Source organism: Mycobacterium avium subsp. avium, from assembly GCF_009741445.1.
GTDB classification, from domain to species: Bacteria; Actinomycetota; Actinomycetes; order Mycobacteriales; family Mycobacteriaceae; genus Mycobacterium; species Mycobacterium avium.
Genome location: NZ_CP046507.1, coordinates 2759325 through 2777787, shown reverse-complemented (window position 1 = coordinate 2777787; position 18463 = coordinate 2759325). Strand labels below are relative to the sequence as shown.

The window sequence follows — 18463 nt, the reverse complement described above, 5'->3', positions numbered from 1 at the left end:
GCGAACGAGACGGCTGAGAGGATCCACGATGCCTCGGTTCGTCGACCGCGTCGTCATCCATGCGCGCGCCGGGTCCGGGGGCAACGGGTGCGCCTCGGTCCATCGCGAGAAGTTCAAGCCGCTGGGCGGCCCGGACGGGGGCAACGGTGGCCGCGGCGGCAGCATCGTCTTCGTCGTCGACCCCCAGGTGCACACCCTGCTGGACTTCCACTTCCATCCGCACATCAGCGCGCCGTCCGGCAAACAGGGCATGGGCAACAACCGCGACGGCGCCGCCGGCGCCGACCTGGAAGTCAAGGTGCCCGACGGCACCGTCGTGCTCGACGAGAACGGCCGGCTGCTGGCCGATCTGGTGGGCGCGGGCACCCGCTTCGAGGCCGCCGCGGGCGGACGCGGCGGCCTGGGCAACGCCGCGCTGGCGTCGCGGGCCCGCAAGGCTCCCGGGTTTGCGCTGCTGGGCGAGCCGGGCGAAACCCGTGAGCTGACACTGGAACTCAAGACCGTCGCGGACGTCGGCTTGATCGGCTTCCCGTCGGCCGGCAAATCGTCGTTGGTGTCCGCGATCTCGGCGGCCAAGCCCAAGATCGCCGACTACCCGTTCACCACGCTGGTGCCCAACCTGGGCGTGGTGTCGGCCGGCGAGCACACCTTCACCGTCGCCGACGTGCCCGGCCTGATCCCGGGCGCATCAGCGGGCCGCGGCCTGGGCCTGGACTTCCTGCGGCACATCGAGCGCTGCGCGGTGCTGGTGCACGTCATCGACTGCGCCACCGCCGATCCGGGCCGTGACCCGATCTCCGACATCGACGCGCTGGAAGCCGAACTCGCCGCCTACACGCCCACCCTGCAAGGCGACGTGACGCTGGGTGATCTCACCGAGCGGCCCCGCGCGGTGGTGCTCAACAAGATCGACGTGCCCGAGGCGCGCGAACTGGCCGAGTTCGTCCGTGACGAGATCGCCGAGCGCGGCTGGCCGGTGTTCCTGGTGTCGACGGTGGCTCGAGAAGGGTTGCAGCCCTTGACCTTCGGGCTGTGGCAGATGATCTCCGAGTACCAGTCCGCCCAGCCGGAGATCGTGCCGCGGCGCCCGGTGATCCGCCCGGTTCCCGTCGACGACAGCGGTTTTCGGGTGGAACCCGATCCGCGGCAGCCGGGCGCGTTCGTGGTCAGCGGTGCGCGGCCCGAGCGCTGGGTGCGCCAGACCAACTTCGACAACGACGAGGCGGTGGGGTATCTCGCCGACCGGCTGGCCCGGCTCGGCGTCGAAGAGGAGTTGCTGCGGCTGGGCGCGCGACCCGGCTGCGCGGTCACCATCGGGGACATGACGTTCGACTGGGAGCCGCAAACGCCTGCCGGACAACAGGTTGTGCTGTCCGGCCGCGGTACCGACGCGCGGCTGGAGCGCACCGAGCGGGTCGGCGCCGCCGAGCGCAAGGCCGCCCGCAGGCAGCGCCGCACCGGCGACGATGCAGAGCGCGGAACCACAGAACGCGGTGAGAACACGTGACCGCCCACCGCGACGCCATCCGCACGGCGCGCAGCCTGGTGGTCAAGGTGGGCACCAACGCGTTGACCACCCCGGCCGGGGTGTTCGACGCCGGCCGGCTGGCCGGGCTCGCCGACGCCATCGAGGCGCGGATGAAGGCCGGCACCGACGTCGTCATCGTCTCGTCGGGTGCCATCGCCGCGGGCATCGAGCCGCTCGGATTGTCCCGTCGCCCCAGGGATTTGGCGACCAAGCAGGCCGCGGCCAGCGTCGGTCAGGTGGCACTGGTGAATTCCTGGAGCGCGGCGTTCGCCCGCTACGGCCGCACCGTCGGGCAGGTGCTGCTGAGCGCGCACGACATCTCGATGCGCGCCCAGCACACCAACGCCCAGCGCACCCTGGATCGGCTGCGCGCCCTGCATGCGGTGGCGATCGTCAACGAGAACGACACCGTGGCCACCAACGAGATCCGGTTCGGCGACAACGACCGGCTCTCGGCGCTGGTGGCCCACCTGGTCGGCGCCGAGGCGCTGGTCTTGCTGTCCGACATCGACGGCCTTTACGACTCGGACCCGCGAAAGACCAAGGGAGCCAAGTTCATTCCGGAGGTGACGGGCGCGGAGGATCTGGCCGGCGTGGTCGCCGGCCCGGGCAGCGACCTGGGCACCGGCGGCATGACGTCGAAGATGTCCTCGGCGCTGCTGGCCGCCGACGCCGGGGTGCCCGTGCTGCTGGCCGCCGCGGCCGACGCCGCCAGCGCGCTCACCGACGCTTCGGTCGGCACGGTGTTCGCCGCCCGGGCGGTGCGGATGTCGGCCCGGCGGTTCTGGGTGCGCTACGCCGCCGAGGCGGCCGGCGCGCTGACCCTGGACGAGGGCGCGGTGCGCGCCGTGGTGCATCAGCGCCGCTCGCTGCTGCCCGCGGGTATCACCGCGGTGTCCGGCCGGTTCTACGCCGGCGACGTCGTGGAACTGCGCGGGCCGGACGCGGTGCCGGTGGCCCGCGGCGTGGTGGCCTACGACGCCACCGAACTGGCGACCATGATGGGGCGCTCGACCAGTGAGCTGCCCGGCGAGCTGCGCAGGCCCGCGGTGCACGCCGACGACCTGGTGGCGGTGTGAGCGGTGCCGTGCGGTCAGCTCCCCGAGGCGGGCTTGAGATACAGTGCGCCCCAAACGATTTCGGCCAGCGTGTCGGCCAGCTCCGCGTCGTAGGCGGGCGGCTGGGCCGGTAGGTTCTGCTGGCAGGCCCGCTCGACCATCCAGGTCAACGCGCTCGCGGTGGTGGCCGCGGCCAGCCGCGGGCGGATCGACCCGTCGGCCTGACCGTCTTCGATGACCCGGGTGAGCTGGCCGGAGATGCCGGTCAGTATCTCGCGGTAGGTCTGCGCCGTCAGCGGGTCGTAGCCGGACATCTCGTTGAGCGCCACCAGCACCGCCTGATGCCGGCGATAGGTGGCGATGATGCGGGTCATCGCCGCCCGCACGTCGTCGGGGTCGTGCCGCCCGGCCACACTCCACCAGCGCCGCGCGCCGTCGGTGAGCTCGCCGAACACCCGGCTGGCCAGCCGGCGCAGCAGATGGCCCTTGTCCTCGAAGTAGATGTAGAAGCTGGCCCGCGAGATGCCGGCCGCACCGGCGAGCCGATCCACGCTGAGCTCGGTGAAGCTGGCGCCGTCACGCATCAGCCGTTCGGTGGCGTCCAACAGCCGGCGCTCCAGCTGCTCGCGGCGCTGCTCGCGGCCCGGGCTGCGGCGGCCCGGCGGCGTGCGGGTCACCGACGGCATACGGCCAGCCTAGCCGACTATTCGACATATTGACTAGACACACTGTCTAGGAATATCGTCGCCGATGTGCTGTGACCGGTGTCATAGCGGAGAGGAACGGCATCATGGCCGTGCTGACGGGTGAGTCCGGGACCGATCGATCGCGCCGCGCCTACGACGAGATCGATCTGTCGTCGCGGGCGTTCTGGTCCGGCACCGCCGCGGAGCGGGAACGCTCGTTCGCGGCGCTGCGCGCCGAGCGGCCGGTGAGCTGGCATCCGCCGGTCGAAGACTCGTTGCTGCCCGATCCCACCGATCCCGGCTTCTGGGCGGTCACCCGGCGCGCCGACATCGTGACGGTCAGCCGCAACAACGACGTCTTCCTGTCCGGGCACGGGGTGATGTTCGAGAGCATTCCCGCGGAGCTGCTCGAGGCGTCGCAGTCGTTCCTGGCGATGGACCCGCCGCGGCACACCAAGTTGCGCAAGCTCGCGCACGCCGCGCTCAGTCCCCGCCAGGTGCGCCGCATCGAGGACTCGATCAAGGCCAACGCCAAGGCGATCGTCGAGGAACTGCGCGCCGCCGGCAGCGGCTGTGACTTCGTCGACCACTGCGCCAAGGAGCTACCCATCCGCACGCTTTCGGACATGATGGGCATTCCCGAATCCGAGCGGGAACGCATGGCGCACGCCACCGACGCCCTGGTCTCGTGGGCCGACCCGGAGTTCCTCAACGGGCGCCCGGCGCTGGAAGTCCTGCTGGAAAACCAGATGTATCTGCACCAGGTCGTCGGCGACCTGGCCACCCAGCGCCGCGAGCGGCCCGGCGACGACCTGATCAGCAGCCTGGTCACCGCCGAGGTCGACGGCGACCGCCTGGAGGACGCGGAGGTGGCGGCGTTCTTCGTGCTGCTGTCGGTGGCCGGGAACGACACCACCCGGCAGACCATCAGCCACACCCTCAGGGCGCTCACCGTATTCCCTGACGAAAAGTCTTGGCTGCTCGAGGATTTCGACCACCGCATCGGCACCGCGGTCGAGGAGTTCATCCGCTGGGCGAGCCCGGTGATGACCTTCCGCCGCACCGCGGCAGCCGACGTCGAACTCGGCGGTCAGACCATCCTGGCGGGGGAGAAGGTGGTCATGTTCTATCCGTCCGGCAACTGGGACACCGAGGCGTTCGACCATCCCGAACGGCTGAACCTGGGCCGTGACCCCAACCCGCACGTCGGCTTCGGCGGCGGCGGGCTGCACTTCTGCCTCGGCGCGCACGTGGCCCGGGCGCAGCTGCGGGCCATCTTCTCCGAGTTGTTCCGGCAGCTGCCCGGCATCCAGGCCGGCGAGCCCACCTATTTGGCGGGCAATTTCGTGCACGCCATCCGCGCCATGCCGTGCACCTTCTGACGCGTGTGGCGCTAATGCGTTGGCAGCGGCGATAACTCGTCGGCGAGCAGGGCCAGCAACTCCGAACACCCGCCGTCGACCTTGACGGTGGCCAAGTGGTCGCCCCGGGTGTCGCCGCGGTTGACGATCGCGATCGGGATGCCCCGCGCGGCGGCATGACGCACGAACCGGTAGCCGGAGAACACGGTCAGCGACGACCCCGCGACCAGCAGCGTATCGGACTCGTCGATGAGCCGATAGGCAGCTGCCACAACATCTTTGGGCACGCTCTCGCCGAAATAGACGATGTCGGGCTTGAGCATGCCGGCGCAGCGCGCACAGTCGACATAACGGAACGACGCGGTCTCGGCGACGACCGCGTCGGCGTCGGGGGCCACCGCCAGCCCGCCGATCGCCTCGGTGCGCTCGATGAACCCCGGGTTGAGCGCTTCCAGCCGCTCGGCCAACGCGGCGCGGCTCGTCGTGTCACCGCAGCCCAGGCAGATCACCCGCGCGTAGCTGCCGTGCAGGTCGATGACGTTTCGGCTGCCCGCCTTGGTATGCAGCAGGTCGACGTTCTGGGTGATCACGCCGGTGACCACCGCTGCATCCTCGAGCGCGGCCAGCGCCCGGTGGCCGGCGTTGGGCAGCGTGTCGTCCATGTGCCGCCAGCCGACGTGGTTGCGCGCCCAGTACCGCTGCCGGAACGCCGGATCGCCGGTGAACTGGCGGATCGTCATCGGATTGCTGGGCGGCGACTCGGGCCCGCGGTAGTCCGGAATGCCCGAGTCGGTGGAGATGCCCGCACCGGTCAGCACCGCGATCCGCCGACCGGCCAGCACCGCCACCAGTTCCGGGGATTCCGCGCGGCCGACCGTCACGCTGTTCAGGGTACGAGTCAGCCGAGGCAGTCCGCCGCCGTTGTCAGCTCGGCGGACATGTTCTGCTCCATCATCTTGCAGGCCGCCGCGCCCAGCTCGGGGTCGATGTGTGCGACCGCGTCCGTCGGGATGACGACGGGGAAGTGCCGCACGTAGGCGTCCAGGGCCGTGTAGAGGATGCACTGCTCGGTGACCTGCCCGGTGATGATCAGCCGCTTGGTGCCCAACCGGCTCAGCAGGTAAGCCAGCGCGGTCGAATAGAACGCGCTGTGACGCACCTTGGTCAGGCTGGCGGCTTCGCCCGAGACCGGGGCGATCGGCTTCACCAGGTCCGGCCGGGCGCCGTCGAGCGCCGAGCGGACCAGATCGGAGAACTGGGCGGTGAAATCGCCGTAGTTGTCGTTGACGTACACCAGGTCGACGCCGGCGGATTCGCGGGCCCGGCGCACCAGACCGGTCAACGGCTCGATGATCTTCTCGACATTGGGTATTAGATTTTCAGCGTCGGGATGCTGATACGAATTCATCATGTCGACCACCAACACAGCAGTGTCGCTCATGCCGTCCGGGATACCCGGCGGCCAGCAGTTGACACGCCTGGGGCGACAATGGAAGGGCGATGGACTTTTACAACGCTTACAGCCAGGGCTTCGCCCGCGTCGCCGCGTGCACGCATCGCACCGTCATCGGTGACCCCGCCGCGAACGCCGAGTCGGTGCTGCGGCTGGCCCGCGCCTGCCACGACGACAGCGCGGCGCTGGCCGTCTTCCCGGAACTGACGCTGTCCGGGTATTCCATCGAAGACATCGTGCTGCAGGACCTGTTGCTCGACGACGTGGAGCAGGCCATCGCCGCGATCGTGGCGGCCTCGGCCGATCTGTTGCCGGTCTTGGTGGTCGGCGCCCCGGTGCGGCACCGGCACCGGATCTACAACGCCGCGCTGGTGATCCATCGCGGCGCGCTGCTCGGTGTGGTGCCGAAGTCCTACCTGCCCACCTATCGGGAGTTCTACGAGCGCCGTCAGATCGCGCCGGGCGACGACGAGCGCGGCACCGTCCGCGTCGCCGGCCTCGAGGCGCCGTTCGGCCCGGATCTGCTCTTCGCCGCCTCCGACCTGCCCGGTTTCGTGCTGCACGTGGAGATCTGCGAGGACATGTTCGTGCCGATTCCGCCCAGCGCGCAGGCCGCGCTGGCCGGCGCGACGGTGCTGGCCAACCTGTCCGGCAGCCCCATCACGATCGGACGCGCCGAGGACCGTTGCCTGCTGGCGCGTTCCGCGTCCTCGCGATGCTTGGCCGCCTACGTGTATTCCGCTGCCGGCGAAGGGGAATCCACCACCGATCTGGCCTGGGACGGCCAGACCATGGTGTGGGAAAACGGTGTGCTGCTGGCGATGTCGGAGCGGTTCCCGAAGGGGGAGCGGCGCAGCATCGCCGACATCGACACCGAATTGCTTCGCTCGGAACGACTTCGGATGGGCACCTTCGACGACAACCGGCGCCATCACCGGATCGCGTCGGAGTCGTTCCGGCGCATCGAGTTCCGGCTCGACCCGCCGGCCGGTGACATCGGCTTGCGGCGTGAGATCGAGCGCTTTCCCTTCGTGCCCGCCGATCGCGAACGGCTGCAACAGGATTGCTTCGAGGCCTACAACATTCAGGTCGCCGGGCTGGAACAGCGGCTGCGCGCCCTGGACTACCCCAAACTCGTCATCGGGATTTCCGGCGGGCTGGACTCGACACACGCGTTGATCGTCGCCGCCCGGGCCATGGACCGCGAACAACGGCCGCGCAGCGACATTCTGGCGTTCACGTTGCCCGGCTTCGCCACTGGGGACCGCACCAAACGCAACGCGATCGAGCTGTGCCGAGCACTGGGGGTGACGTTCTCCGAGATCGACATCCGCGAGACCGCCCAGCTGATGCTCAAGGAGATGGACCATCCCTTCGCGCGCGGCGAAAAGGTGTATGACGTCACCTTCGAAAACGTGCAGGCCGGCTTGCGCACCGACTACCTGTTCCGGCTGGCCAACCAGCGCGGCGGCATCGTGCTGGGCACCAGCGATCTCTCCGAGCTGGGGCTGGGCTGGTCGACCTACGGTGTCGGCGACCAGATGTCGCACTACAACGTCAACGCCGGGGTGCCCAAGACGCTGATCCAGCACCTGATCCGCTGGGTGATCTCGTCGGAGGAGTTCGCGCCGGAGGTCGGCGCGGTGCTGCAGTCGGTGCTCGACACCGAGATCACCCCGGAGCTGGTGCCCAGCGGCGAGGAGGAGGAACTGCAGAGCAGCGAGGCCAAGGTGGGTCCGTTTGCGCTGCAGGACTTTTCGCTGTTCCATGTGCTGCGCTACGGGTTCAGGCCGTCCAAGATCGCGTTCCTGGCCTGGCATGCGTGGAGCGATCCCGAGCAGGGCAACTGGCCGCCCGGCTTCCCCGAGGACAAGCGACCGTCCTACTCGCTCAAGGAAATCCGGCACTGGCTGCAGGTCTTCGTACAGCGGTTCTATTCGTTCAGCCAGTTCAAGCGCTCGGCGCTGCCCAACGGCCCCAAGGTGTCGCACGGCGGTGCGCTCTCGCCGCGCGGCGACTGGCGCGCCCCGTCGGACATGTCGGCGCGCATCTGGCTCGACGAGATCGAACGCGAAGTCCCCGAGGACTAGCAACGGCGGCGGTGGGCCCGCCCGGGTTCGCCGAGCGGGCCCCGAACCTCACGCCCTGGCGCGCCGCCAGCCCTGGTATTGCAGCTCGGCGAACACCAGCGTGTAGACGCCGGCCGCCAGGTTCAACACCACACCCGTCGACGTCAACGGGAACACGTCGGCGAGCACCAGCACCACGGCGGCCGCGGTGTAAAGCAGGTTGCCGATGATGACGGCCATGCCGGCGCGGCGCACCGAGGGCAGCGCGGCCAGCCCGAACACCAGCACGCCGTAACCGATCAAGAACGCGGACATGCCGTACTCGAAGGCCGTGGTGGTGCCGGACACCTCGGCGAGCCAGCCGACCAGCGGGATACCGGCCAGGCCGACCAGCCCGCTGATGGCGGCGTCGGCGCGCATGGCCAGGCGGAGCAAACCGTCCCGGCCGGTGGTGCGGTCAATCGTGGTGGCGGACATGATTTTCCTTTCCGAGGGCTGACAGGTCGCCACCGAGGCTGCTCGCCCACCACTGCCAGATCGACGCGCTACGCTGCCAAACACTGCCAACCGCAGGTCAGCGGGGTTGCGCGGTGTCGGCAACGGCGGCGTCGAGCGCTCATGCGCCGCTGCCCGCGCCGCGCATCGCCACCGTGGGCGAGCGCAGCAGGTCGGCCAGCTCGCCGGGCAGGTATCCCTGCCGGGCAAGCCGGGGCAGCACACCGCCGCTGTCGATGATGTCGAGGATCAGGTCGGGAAGTTTCGGGACGGTGCCCGAGGCGCCGGTGGTGTCGTTGCGCCAGCTGCCCTCGGCGAGGTCGAAGGTGCCGGTGTCGCCGTCGCGGAACACCGCGGTGGCGTCGGGGACGGTGATGGCCGGCAGCCCGGAGTTGACGGCGTTGCGGAAGAATAGCGAGTTGAATTCCTCGGCGACCAGCCCCGCGACGCCGAGTTCGACGAACAACGCCGCCACCGGTCGCGACGAACCCAGCCCGAAGTTCTTGCCGGCCAGCACGATATCGCCCGGCGACACTTCGTCGGTCCAGCCCGGCCGCACCTGGTAGAACACGTGTTTGGCGGCTTCGGCGGGCTGCGTCTTCATCGCGAACGCCGGGTACATGGCGTCGGTGTTCAGGTTGTCGCCGAACACCCAGACCTTGCCGCGGAACATTAGCGAGCGCAGCGTCATGCGGTCACACTCCTCGGGTCGGTGATGTAGCCGGCGACCGCGGACGCCGCGACGGTGGCCGGCGAGGCCATGAAGATTTCGGCTTCGGTGCTGCCCATCCGGCCGGTGAAGTTGCGGGTGCTCGCGGTGATGCACACCTCGCCGGCCCCCAGCAGGCCCATGTGGTAGCCGAAGCAGGCCCCGCAGGTGGAATTGGTGACGACGGCGCCGGCGTCGGCGAGGTCCTGAAGGTAGCCGCGCCGCAAGGCCTCTCGATACACGGCCTGCGAGGCGGGGGTGATCAGCAGCCGCACGCCCGGCGCGACGGTCTTGCCGCGCAGCACCTCGGCGGCGATGCGCAGGTCCTCCAGCTGCCCGTTGGCGCAGGAGCCGATGAAGGCCTGGTCGATCTTCTGCCTGCCCAACCGCGACACCGGTGAACCGTTGCGGCTCACGGTGCCCGGCCGTGCCACGTAGGGTTCCAGCGTCGCCAGGTCGACGCGTCGGACGTCGTGGTATGCCGCGTCGGAATCCGGTGTGACGGCCTCGTATTCGACGACACCGCGTTCGGCCAGGAACGACGTCAGCACGTCGTCGGGCTCGAAGGTGCTGAAATCGGCGGACACCTCCGCGCCCTGGGTGGCGATGGTCCGCCGGTCGTGCATCGGGATGCCGGCCAGGCCCGGCCCGCCGAACTCGAGGTTCCGGTTGGGGGCGTCACCGTACTCGTCGGCGATGTGCAGGAAGATGTCCTTTCCGCTCACCACCTCCGGCTTGGCGCCGTGGAATTCGTAGCGGATGGTCGGCGCGACCTGGAACCAGGTGGTGCCGGTGCACATGATCGAGTAGATTTCGGCGGGCCCCAGACCACGGGCGGCGTTGTTGTAGGCGCCGGCCGCGCAGGTATGAGAGTCGGTGCAGGCCAGCACTTCTCCCGGACGGGCCAGCCCGTTCTCGGCGATCACCTGGTGGCAGATGCCGTGCCGGCCGACGTCGTAGAAGCGCTCGATGCCGAAGTCGGCCACGAACCTGCGGGCCTGCCGGCCGCCGTCGGCGTCCTTGATGGTGGGCGCGGGCACCGCGTGGTCCATGATCACCGCGAGCCTGTCGGGGTCGTGAATCCGGGTGGGGGATATCCACATGGTGGCGAATTGCAGGTCGATCAGGACGGTCATGTCGACGTCTACGACGACGGTGTCGCCCGATGACACGGAGTCCAGCCCGGCCTTGCGGGCCAAGATCTTCTCGATGACGGTCATGCCCATGTGCGGCCCCCGGTGTGTGCGTACTTCTCGTCGAGGGCCCGCCAGTGCGCCATGCCCACCAAGTCGAAGAAATCGCCCGGAGACGCCGGCAGATGGGCGGCCGGGTCGGTGCCGTTGAGGCCGCACAGGCTGTGCAGCATCGCGAACGTCGTGTGCATCAGCAGGTCGCCGGGGTGGATGGCGATGGCGTAACCCAGCTCGTGCAGCCGCGCCGCCGACTGCAGCGGCGTCAGGCCGCCGAGCACCAGGTTGATCAGCAGGGGTGCGTCGACTTCGGTTGCGATGCGCTCGATTTCGCCGGCGTCGTGCGGCGCCTCCACGAAGACGATGTCGGCCCCCGCGCGCGCGTACCGGTTGGCGCGCTCGATCGCCGCGTCCAGCCCGAGCGGGCCGCGCGCGTCGGTGCGGGCCACCACCAGCAGGTCGTCGTCGGATCGGACGTCCAGCGCGGCGGCCAGCGTCTGTTCGAACACCGCGGCGTCGACGACCTGCTTGTCGGGCAGGTGACCGCAGCGTTTGGGAAACACCTGGTCCTCCAGTTGGATGGCGGCCACCCCGGCCGCGTCGTAGGCGCGAACCGTGCGCACCACGTTCATGGGGCCGCCGTAACCGGTGTCGGCGTCGGCGATCAGCGGGACATCCCCCAATGCGGCCGCGATCATCGCCGCCCGATCCGCCATCTCGGTCGCGGTGACCAGGCCGATGTCGGGCAGCCCGAACCCCGATGCCGCCACGCCGGCGCCGGTCAGGCGCCGCAACGTGGCCGGTCCGGCGGGCCAGGTGCGCCGATAGCCCGTCGAAAACGCCTGGGGCGACGATGAGTTCGCCGTTGTCCAGCAATTGCCTGAGCCGCCTGCGGGCGGGTGTGGTGGCCATCTTCGTTCCTTGTCAGTCCAGTGCCCCAGCGACGGGGTCGGCCAGCAGGTCCATCAGGTTCTCGACGTCGGTCAGGTCGTCGAGTCGGATCACTGCGCGTTCGATCGCCGCGGCGCGGCCGCGGCTGGTCACCCGGTCGGCCAGCGCGTGGAACTTCGCCACTACTTCGTCGTTGGTGACCGGATCGTTGGGCGCGCCGTGCGGCAGCGCCACCCGGGCGCGGTGCACGGTTCCCTCGCGGGTGGTGACAGCGAGGTCGGTGCGGAACTTCTCGGTGATGTCGGCGTCGGCCAGTGATTCGTCGAGATGCACTCGGGTGGCCGAGATCAGCGCCCAGATGTCGTCGGCATCGAGGCGGGCCGCGGTGAATTGCTCGGGCAGCACGTTGCCGTCGAGCAGTGCGGCCGCGGTGGCGTACCCGATGTTCATCTGAGCGCCGATCGGGGTCAGCGGCCGCTCCGGTAGCCACCAGCCGTGCTTGTACACGGTCTCCCCGACGGTGATGTCGACCGAGGAGATGTTTTGCGGGGCAACCGAATTCCGCAACCTCCGGGCCGCGTCGATGGCCCCGTGCAGCCCGCCCATCGCGGCGTAGGACTTGACCATGATGAGCGAGGTCTCCCAGCGCTGGCCCAGGTCGGCGGTCAGTGCGGCGGCGTCGGGATCGTGGCCTTCACCGAATACACTGAGGAAACCCCCGTATTCGCGTTCGAACACCCGCTTGATGCCGGTGTAGCCGGCGGCCGCCAGGCCGGCCGCGTAAAAGCCGTTGCGCGCCGCCAGGCCGTGGTGCATCCGCTTACTCATCGCCTCGTACTGCGCGGCCATCAGACCGGCCGACTGGGTGCCGGCCAGCCCCAGGGCGTCTTCCAGTTGCGCCGGCGGCAGCCCGCGCAGCTTGCCGGACGCCATCGCCGCCGCGTGCGTGCCGAAGACCGGACCGGAATGCCATCCGCGGTCCAGCATTTGGGTGCCGTGCAGGGCGTGGCCGACGCGGGGACCGACTTCGAACCCGGCTATCGCGGCCGGCAGCAGCTCGCGGCCGGTCGTCGTCGCCGACCGCGTCGCCGCCGTGGACAGCAGCGCCGGGATCAGCAGCGAGCAACTGTGCAGCGGGGCCAACGGATGAAAGTCGTCGAGCTCGAAGCCCTGGATGAACGTGCCGTTGAGGACCGCGGCCGCGGGTGCGCTGGTCCGCCGGCCGGTTCCGATGACGATGCTGTCGCCGCTTCCCTCCAGGGCGAGGACGGCGTCGGTGGCGATGCGCGACCACGGCAGCTGCGCACCCACCAGGGCGCAGCCGATGCCGTCCAGCAGCAGGTGCTTGGCGCGGTCGACGACGGGCGGGGGGACGTCGTCGAGGGTCAGCTCGGCGACCCAGGTGGCGAGCAGCCCGGTGGGCCCGACCGGATCGGTGACTGTCTCCTGCTGCAGGGCGGTCATGGCTCCCCCTCGGACCGTGTGGTTATTTGTTATATGATTATAACAACAAATCGAATCCCGCAAGCGAGGTGGTGTGGAAGCATTGGGCATCGTGCAGCAGCGCAGCGACAAGGCCGGCCCGGTGACGGCGGCCGCCGGTGTGCCGTTGCACCGCCAGCTGTTTCTGGTGTTGCACGACGAAATCGACCGCGGCGTCATCGCCCCGGGCGAGGCGTTGCCCACCGAGCAGACGCTGTGCGATCAGTTCGGGGTCTCTCGCATCACGGTGCGACGGGCGCTGGCGGACCTGGCCGCGCAGGGCTACATCGAGCGCCGGCAGGGCGTGGGTTCCTTTGTACGCCAGCATGATCCGGCCGATGTGCCGACAGGGCGCTCATACCTGCAGGGACTGCGGCAGACCCAGTTTGAAACCGAGGCCGAAGTCGTCGAGCTGGGGGTGCGGTCCGCGCCCCGGGCGGTCGCCGAGGCCCTGGGGCGCTCCGGCGAGTTGTTACACATCGTGCGGGTGCGCCGGCAGCGCCGCACCCGCGAGCCGCTGATGGTGACCGACGCCTGGCTGCCGCCGGAGTTGGCCCCGGTGCTGACCGAGCGCGCGCTGCGGCGCGCGCCGCTGTATGAGCTGCTGTCGGCGAACGGGGTCGCCGTGGATCGGGTGCGGCACGAGATCACGGCCGAAATCGCCGGTCCGCGCAACGCGCAACTGCTCGACGTGCCGATCGGTGCCGCCCTGCTGAGGGTCAACCGGCTCGTCTACGTCGGCGACCGTCCGCACCACCACGTCTCGGCGCTGTTGTCGCCGAGCCGAAGTCGGGTGCTGCTCAGCCAGTCCGCCGACGACATGGAGACCGGCGACGGCCTGCGGATCGCCCACGACGTCGGCGGCCCGCGCGGCTAAGACTTACCACGCAAGGCCCTTTCGATTTCCTCGGCCCGCGGCGCGCAATCCCCGGCCCCGGGCACCAGGGTGGCCAGCGCACCCGCGGCGCAGGCCCGTCGCAACGCCAGCCGCCGCTGATCCGGCGAACCGGGCTCGAGTGGCCAGTTCGCCGCCAGCACCCCGGCGAACACGTCGCCGGCACCTGTGGTGTCCACCGCATCGACGTCGGGAGAGGGCACCGAGTACTCGCCGTCGGCGCCGACGTAACGGGCACCGTGCGATCCCAGGGTGACCACCAAGTGCCTTGGCCGCCAAGGCCATTCGCTGGTCTCCTCCTCGTTGGTGATCACCACGTCGGCGGCGGCGGCCAGCTCGCTCAACGAGTCGGGGTCCCGGCCTGCCGGCGACGCGTTCACCACGACCACCGCTCCGCCGGACCGGGCGTGCCGCGCCGCCGCGACCGCAGTGGCGACCGGAATCTCGAGCTGGGTGAGCATCACGTCGCAGCCGGCGAGCACCGCGCGGGCACGCTCGTCGTTCAGCGTGAACCGCCCATTGGCGCCCGGGGCGACCACGATGGTGTTCTCGGCGTTGGCGTCGACGACCACGATCGCGGTGCCGCTGGGACCGGGGATCTCGACGGCCCCGTCCAGCCCGACCCCGTTGGCCTGCAGGTGCGCCCGCAACTGCCCGGCGGCCGCGTCGTCGCCGACCGCGCCGACGAACTGCACCCGCGCGCCCGCCCGCGCCGCCGCCACCGCCTGGTTGCCCCCCTTGCCGCCGGGGGCCTGCCGCAACGACGACGCCAGCACCGTCTCGCCGGGCCGCGGCAGCGCGTCGACGGCCAGCGACAGATCGAGGTTCACACTGCCCACCACACAGACGTCTGTCATGGGCGCCGAGGTTAGTCGCCGTCCCGGCGGCCAAACCAGGCCAGGGGCGCGGGCCTTTTGCCGTGGATCCGCGTCACGGCAAACGGTCAATATCCGCGTGTCGGCACGCTAGTCTGCTGCGTTAGGCGCGCTTCTCCCGCGAGAAAAGGGCAGACGATTGACCACGAGCGAACTCACCGACGCCGAATCGGACATCGCGCCCGCCCCGGCGCCGCAACCCGCAAAGCGCACCCGGCGAACCCCGCTGCGTAGCCGGTTCCGGTTCGGCATCCAGTCCAAAATCCTGATCACCATGCTGCTGTCGAGCATCCTGGGGGTCGCGGTGATCGGGCTCATCGGCGCGGTGTCGGGGCGCAACGCGTTGCGGCAGGTCGAGTCCGAGCGGTTGATCGAGCTGCGCGAGGGGCAGAAGCGCGCGGTGCAGGCGCTGTTTCGGGAGGTGACGAACTCACTGATCGTCTGGAGCGGTGGTTTCACCATCAACGAGGCGACCGCGGCGCTCACCACCGGCTTCGCCCAACTGGCCAATGCGACCATCACGCCGGCCCAACAGCAGCAGCTGGTCAACTACTACGACAACCAGATGCTCAAACCGATCAAACACGCCACCGGTGACAGCATCGACATCAATGCGGTGCTGCCGAATTCCAATGCACAGAAATACGTTCAGGCGTACTACACCGCCGCGCCCCGGCCCACCCCCGACTCGCTGCCGGTGCAGGACGCCGGGGACGGCAGCGCATGGTCGGCGGCCAACGCCCGCTTCGATTTCTACGTCCGCGACATCGCCACCCGCTTCGACTACCGCGACGCGCTGCTGCTCGACACGCAGGGCAACGTCGTCTACAGCGTCATGAAGGGCCCCGATCTCGGGACCAACATCCTCACCGGCCCGTACCGCGAATCGAAGCTGCGCGAGGCCTACCAGAAAGCCTTGGCCTCCAACGACGTCGACTTCGTGTGGATCACCGACTTCCAGCCCTACCAGCCGCAACTCGACGCCCCGACCGCATGGGTGGTGTCCCCGGTCGGGATGAACGGGAGGATCGAGGGCGTGATGGCCCTGCCGGTGCCGGCCGCCAAGATCAACAAGATCATGACCGCCGGCGGTCACTGGGAAGCCGCCGGGATGGGCCCGGCCACCGAGACCTACCTGGCCGGCCCGGACGATCTGATGCGTTCCGACTCGCGGGTTTTCGTCGAGGATCCGCAACAATACCGGCGCGACGCCATCGACGCGGGCACCCCGCCGGACGTCGTGGACCGCGCGATCCACCTGGGCGGCACCACGCTGGTGCAGCCCGTCGCGACCGCGGGCCTGCGCGCGGCCCAGCGCGGCGAGACGGGCGTGGTCACCGCCACCGACTACATGGGCAACCGGGAGTTGGAGGCCTACGCCCCGCTGAACATCCCCAACTCCGACCTGCACTGGTCGATCCTGGCCACGCGGGACAACTCCGATGCGTTCGCGCGGCTGGGCCGGTTCAGCAAGAACCTGGTGATCGCGGTCACCGCAATGATTTTCGTGATCTGCGTGGCGTCGATGTTCGTCGCCCAGGCGGCGGTGCGCCCGGTCCGGCGACTGGAGGAGGGCACCCGCAAGATCAGCTCCGGCGACTACGACATCAACATTCCCGTCCGGGCCCGCGACGAGATCGGTGATCTGACAGCGGCTTTCAACGAGATGAGCCGAAACCTCGCGATCAAGGAAGAGCTGCTCAACGAGCAGCGCCGGGAGAACGACCGCCTGCTGCTGGCGCTGATGCCCGAGTCGGTGCTGCAACGCTATCGGGAGGGCGAGGAGACCATCGCCCAGAAGCACCAGGACGTCGCCATCATCTACGCCGACATCGTGGGCCTGGACGAGCTGTTCACCGAGATGCCGGAGGCCCAGCTGGTCGGCACCGTCGACGAACTCTTCCGCCAGTTCGACTCGGCGGCGGAAACCCTTGGCGTGGAACGCATTCGCACCTTCCACAACGGCTATCTGGCCAGCTGCGGGGTGGTCACACCGCGACTGGACAGCATTCACCGCGCCGTCGACTTCGCGCTGGAGATCGGCCGCATCATCGACCGGTTCAACAGCCAGACCGGCCACCAGCTGGGCCTGCGGATCGGCGTCAACACCGGCAACGTCGTCAGCGGTCTGGTGGGCCGCTCCGGCCTGGTCTACGACATGTGGGGCGGTGCGGTCAGCCTGGCCTACCAAATGCACAGCGGCTCACCGCAACCCGGGATCTACGTCAGCTCCCAGGTGTACGAGGCGATGCGCGACGTTCGGCAGTTCGCCCCGGCGGGCACCATCTCGGTCGGCGGGACCGACCAGGCCATCTACCGGTTGCTGGAGCGCTGATGAACGCCTTCGGCTCGTCGTGGTTCTACTGGGCGATCGGAATCGCGATCGGATTGCCGATCGGAATGATCGCGCTCACCGAGATCCACGACGCCCTGCTGCGCAGGCAGAGCCCGCTGGCCCGGCAGGTGGGCCTGCTGCGCAACTACCTGCTGCCGCTGGGTGCGCTGCTGCTGTTTTTGGTTCAGGCGTCCGGGATTCCGGCCGGCCACATCCCGGTGCGGATCCTCACCACGGCCTTCGGCCTGCTGGTGTTGGTGCTGCTGCTGTCCGGGCTCAACGCGACCGTGTTCGAACGCGCACCCGAAAAGAGTTGGCGCAAAAGGCTTCCCACCATCTTCATCGACGTCGCCCGGCTGGCCCTGATCTGCGTCGGGCTGGCGGTGATGTCGTCCTACATCTGGGGTGTGCGGATCGGCGGGCTGTTCACCGCGCTGGGCATCACCTCGGTCGTCATCGGCCTGATGCTGCAGAACTCCGTCGGCCAGATCGTCTCGGGCTTGTTCATGTTGTTCGAGCAGCCGTTCCGGATCGACGACTGGCTGGACACCGGAACCACCAGCGGGCGCGTCGTCGAGGTGAACTGGCGTTCGGTGCACATCGACACCGGCGCCGGGATCCGCATCATGCCGAACTCGATGCTGGCGACCACGTCGTTCATCAACCTCAGCCGACCGCCCGGACCGCACAAGGTGGCGATCGACACCACGTTCTCCACCGCCGACGCGCCCGACCGGGTGTGCGCGACGCTGTCCCGGGTCGCCCGCGCGTTGCCGCAAGTCAAACCCGGCACCGTCACCCGCACGGTGCCCGTCGGCGCCGCCGGGTACCGCACCGTCATCTGGCTGGACTCACCCGCCGACGCCGGCGCCGCGAAGGCCACCTTCCTGCGCTGGGCCTGGTACGCCGCCCGGCGCGAGGAGCTGCACCTCGACGGCGCCGACGACGATTTCTCCACGGTGCAACGCGTGGAGCACGCGTTGGACACGGTCGTCGCGGCGGCCTTGCGGCTCAGCACCGAGGAGCAGCGGTCGCTGCGGTCGGCGGCCAGGATCGTGCGGTACGGCGCCGACGAGATCGTGGAGGACGCCGGTCAGGTGCCGTCGGCGATGACGTTTCTGGTGTCGGGCCGGGTGCAGCTGACCGCGACGGCCGAGGACGGGACCGTCGTTCCGGTCAGCACCCTGACCGAAGGCGAGTTCCTGGGGCTGACCGCGCTGACCCGGCAACCCAACCTGGCCAGCGCGTACGCGCTGGAGGAGGTCACCGCCCTGGAGATCGACCGGGAACACATCGAGCATCTGGTGACACGGGCCCCGGCGCTGCTGCAGAACTTCGGCCGCATCCTCGAGGAGCGCCGCAGCAAGGTGCGCGGCGCCCGGCGCGGCGAGCGGGTCGGCTAGGGGCCGGCCGGGCCCGGCAGCGGGCCGCCTCAC

At 69.5% G+C, this 18463-nt stretch carries 15 protein-coding genes and 1 pseudogene; 7 read left to right on the top strand and 9 right to left on the bottom strand.

Features of this window, described 5'->3' with window-relative positions; genetic code table 11:
* Positions 1–28 precede the first annotated feature (28 nt).
* Together obgE and proB are read left to right on the top strand one after the other, a co-directional pair.
* Positions 29–1507 (top strand): GTPase ObgE, encoded by a 1479-nt coding sequence (obgE, locus tag MAA44156_RS12865; RefSeq protein WP_009975971.1) that lies wholly within the window; start codon positions 29–31, stop codon positions 1505–1507.
* Positions 1504–2607, top strand: coding sequence for a glutamate 5-kinase (proB, locus tag MAA44156_RS12860; RefSeq protein ID WP_009975973.1), 1104 nt, complete (start codon positions 1504–1506; stop codon positions 2605–2607). Before obgE ends, proB begins: the two co-directional genes overlap by 4 nt.
* Positions 2608–2621: 14 nt before the next feature.
* Here proB and MAA44156_RS12855 read toward each other — a convergent pair whose 3' ends face one another.
* Positions 2622–3272, bottom strand: coding sequence for a TetR/AcrR family transcriptional regulator (locus MAA44156_RS12855; protein WP_009975975.1), 651 nt, complete (start codon positions 3270–3272; stop codon positions 2622–2624).
* Positions 3273–3376: 104 nt separating this feature from the next.
* Here MAA44156_RS12855 and MAA44156_RS12850 point away from each other — a divergent pair, with 104 nt between their 5' ends.
* Positions 3377–4654: a cytochrome P450 gene (locus MAA44156_RS12850; RefSeq protein ID WP_011724312.1), complete on the top strand. Its 1278-nt coding sequence runs from the start codon at positions 3377–3379 to the stop codon at positions 4652–4654.
* A gap of 11 nt (positions 4655–4665) precedes the next feature.
* Here MAA44156_RS12850 and MAA44156_RS12845 read toward each other — a convergent pair whose 3' ends face one another.
* Both MAA44156_RS12845 and MAA44156_RS12840 read right to left on the bottom strand, forming a co-directional pair.
* A complete protein-coding gene (locus MAA44156_RS12845) occupies positions 4666–5514 on the bottom strand; it encodes an SIR2 family NAD-dependent protein deacylase (protein ID WP_009975979.1) in 849 nt (282 codons plus the stop codon).
* 17 nt (positions 5515–5531) lie between these two features.
* On the bottom strand, positions 5532–6074 hold the full coding sequence (locus tag MAA44156_RS12840; RefSeq protein WP_009975981.1) for a cysteine hydrolase family protein: 543 nt from the start codon (positions 6072–6074) through the stop codon (positions 5532–5534).
* Positions 6075–6133: 59 nt separating this feature from the next.
* Between MAA44156_RS12840 and MAA44156_RS12835 the strand changes: the two genes are divergently transcribed.
* On the top strand, positions 6134–8176 hold the full coding sequence (locus MAA44156_RS12835; protein WP_009975982.1) for an NAD(+) synthase: 2043 nt from the start codon (positions 6134–6136) through the stop codon (positions 8174–8176).
* 48 nt (positions 8177–8224) lie between these two features.
* Here MAA44156_RS12835 and MAA44156_RS12830 read toward each other — a convergent pair whose 3' ends face one another.
* From MAA44156_RS12830 to MAA44156_RS12810, 5 genes and pseudogenes are all read right to left on the bottom strand, one after another.
* Positions 8225–8632: a hypothetical protein gene (locus MAA44156_RS12830; RefSeq protein ID WP_009975983.1), complete on the bottom strand. Its 408-nt coding sequence runs from the start codon at positions 8630–8632 to the stop codon at positions 8225–8227.
* Positions 8633–8771: 139 nt separating this feature from the next.
* Positions 8772–9341, bottom strand: coding sequence for a LeuD/DmdB family oxidoreductase small subunit (locus MAA44156_RS12825; protein ID WP_009975984.1), 570 nt, complete (start codon positions 9339–9341; stop codon positions 8772–8774).
* The gene (locus MAA44156_RS12820) at positions 9338–10585 is read right to left on the bottom strand and encodes a 3-isopropylmalate dehydratase large subunit (RefSeq protein WP_009975985.1); all 1248 of its coding nucleotides are present in this window, start codon (positions 10583–10585) and stop codon (positions 9338–9340) included. The genes MAA44156_RS12825 and MAA44156_RS12820 overlap by 4 nt, the downstream gene beginning before the upstream one ends.
* A pseudogene (locus MAA44156_RS12815) lies at positions 10576–11461 on the bottom strand (isocitrate lyase/PEP mutase family protein). Before MAA44156_RS12815 ends, MAA44156_RS12820 begins: the two are co-directional and overlap by 10 nt.
* 12 nt (positions 11462–11473) lie before the next feature.
* Positions 11474–12904, bottom strand: a complete 1431-nt coding sequence (locus MAA44156_RS12810; protein WP_009975987.1) for an MmgE/PrpD family protein — start codon at positions 12902–12904, stop codon at positions 11474–11476.
* Positions 12905–12986: 82 nt separating this feature from the next.
* Here MAA44156_RS12810 and MAA44156_RS12805 point away from each other — a divergent pair, with 82 nt between their 5' ends.
* A complete protein-coding gene (locus MAA44156_RS12805) occupies positions 12987–13799 on the top strand; it encodes a GntR family transcriptional regulator (protein ID WP_019732662.1) in 813 nt (270 codons plus the stop codon).
* Here MAA44156_RS12805 and MAA44156_RS12800 read toward each other — a convergent pair.
* The gene (locus tag MAA44156_RS12800; protein ID WP_080555734.1) at positions 13796–14674 is read right to left on the bottom strand and encodes a ribokinase; all 879 of its coding nucleotides are present in this window, start codon (positions 14672–14674) and stop codon (positions 13796–13798) included. The two genes, MAA44156_RS12805 and MAA44156_RS12800, sit on opposite strands and share 4 nt — an antisense overlap.
* A 157-nt stretch (positions 14675–14831) precedes the next feature.
* Between MAA44156_RS12800 and MAA44156_RS12795 the strand changes: the two genes are divergently transcribed.
* Positions 14832–17027 (top strand): adenylate/guanylate cyclase domain-containing protein, encoded by a 2196-nt coding sequence (locus MAA44156_RS12795; RefSeq protein WP_009975992.1) that lies wholly within the window; start codon positions 14832–14834, stop codon positions 17025–17027.
* Entirely contained in the window at positions 17027–18430 is a 1404-nt protein-coding gene (locus MAA44156_RS12790; RefSeq protein ID WP_009975993.1) for a mechanosensitive ion channel domain-containing protein, read from the top strand. Before MAA44156_RS12795 ends, MAA44156_RS12790 begins: the two co-directional genes overlap by 1 nt.
* The last annotated feature ends 33 nt before the right edge of the window (positions 18431–18463 follow it).

Bases quoted from the DNA above. Each gene is read 5' to 3' on its own strand.
- obgE (WP_009975971.1), top strand. From the start codon at position 29: ATGCCTCGGTTCGTCGACCGCGTCGTCATCCATGCGCGCGCCGGGTCC.
- MAA44156_RS12855 (WP_009975975.1), bottom strand. From the start codon at position 3,272: ATGCCGTCGGTGACCCGCACGCCGCCGGGCCGCCGCAGCCCGGGCCGC.
- MAA44156_RS12850 (WP_011724312.1), top strand. From the start codon at position 3,377: ATGGCCGTGCTGACGGGTGAGTCCGGGACCGATCGATCGCGCCGCGCC.
- MAA44156_RS12840 (WP_009975981.1), bottom strand. From the start codon at position 6,074: ATGAGCGACACTGCTGTGTTGGTGGTCGACATGATGAATTCGTATCAG.
- MAA44156_RS12835 (WP_009975982.1), top strand. From the start codon at position 6,134: ATGGACTTTTACAACGCTTACAGCCAGGGCTTCGCCCGCGTCGCCGCG.
- MAA44156_RS12830 (WP_009975983.1), bottom strand. From the start codon at position 8,632: ATGTCCGCCACCACGATTGACCGCACCACCGGCCGGGACGGTTTGCTC.
- MAA44156_RS12825 (WP_009975984.1), bottom strand. From the start codon at position 9,341: ATGACGCTGCGCTCGCTAATGTTCCGCGGCAAGGTCTGGGTGTTCGGC.
- MAA44156_RS12820 (WP_009975985.1), bottom strand. From the start codon at position 10,585: ATGGGCATGACCGTCATCGAGAAGATCTTGGCCCGCAAGGCCGGGCTG.
- MAA44156_RS12810 (WP_009975987.1), bottom strand. From the start codon at position 12,904: ATGACCGCCCTGCAGCAGGAGACAGTCACCGATCCGGTCGGGCCCACC.
- MAA44156_RS12800 (WP_080555734.1), bottom strand. From the start codon at position 14,674: ATGACAGACGTCTGTGTGGTGGGCAGTGTGAACCTCGATCTGTCGCTG.
- MAA44156_RS12790 (WP_009975993.1), top strand. From the start codon at position 17,027: ATGAACGCCTTCGGCTCGTCGTGGTTCTACTGGGCGATCGGAATCGCG.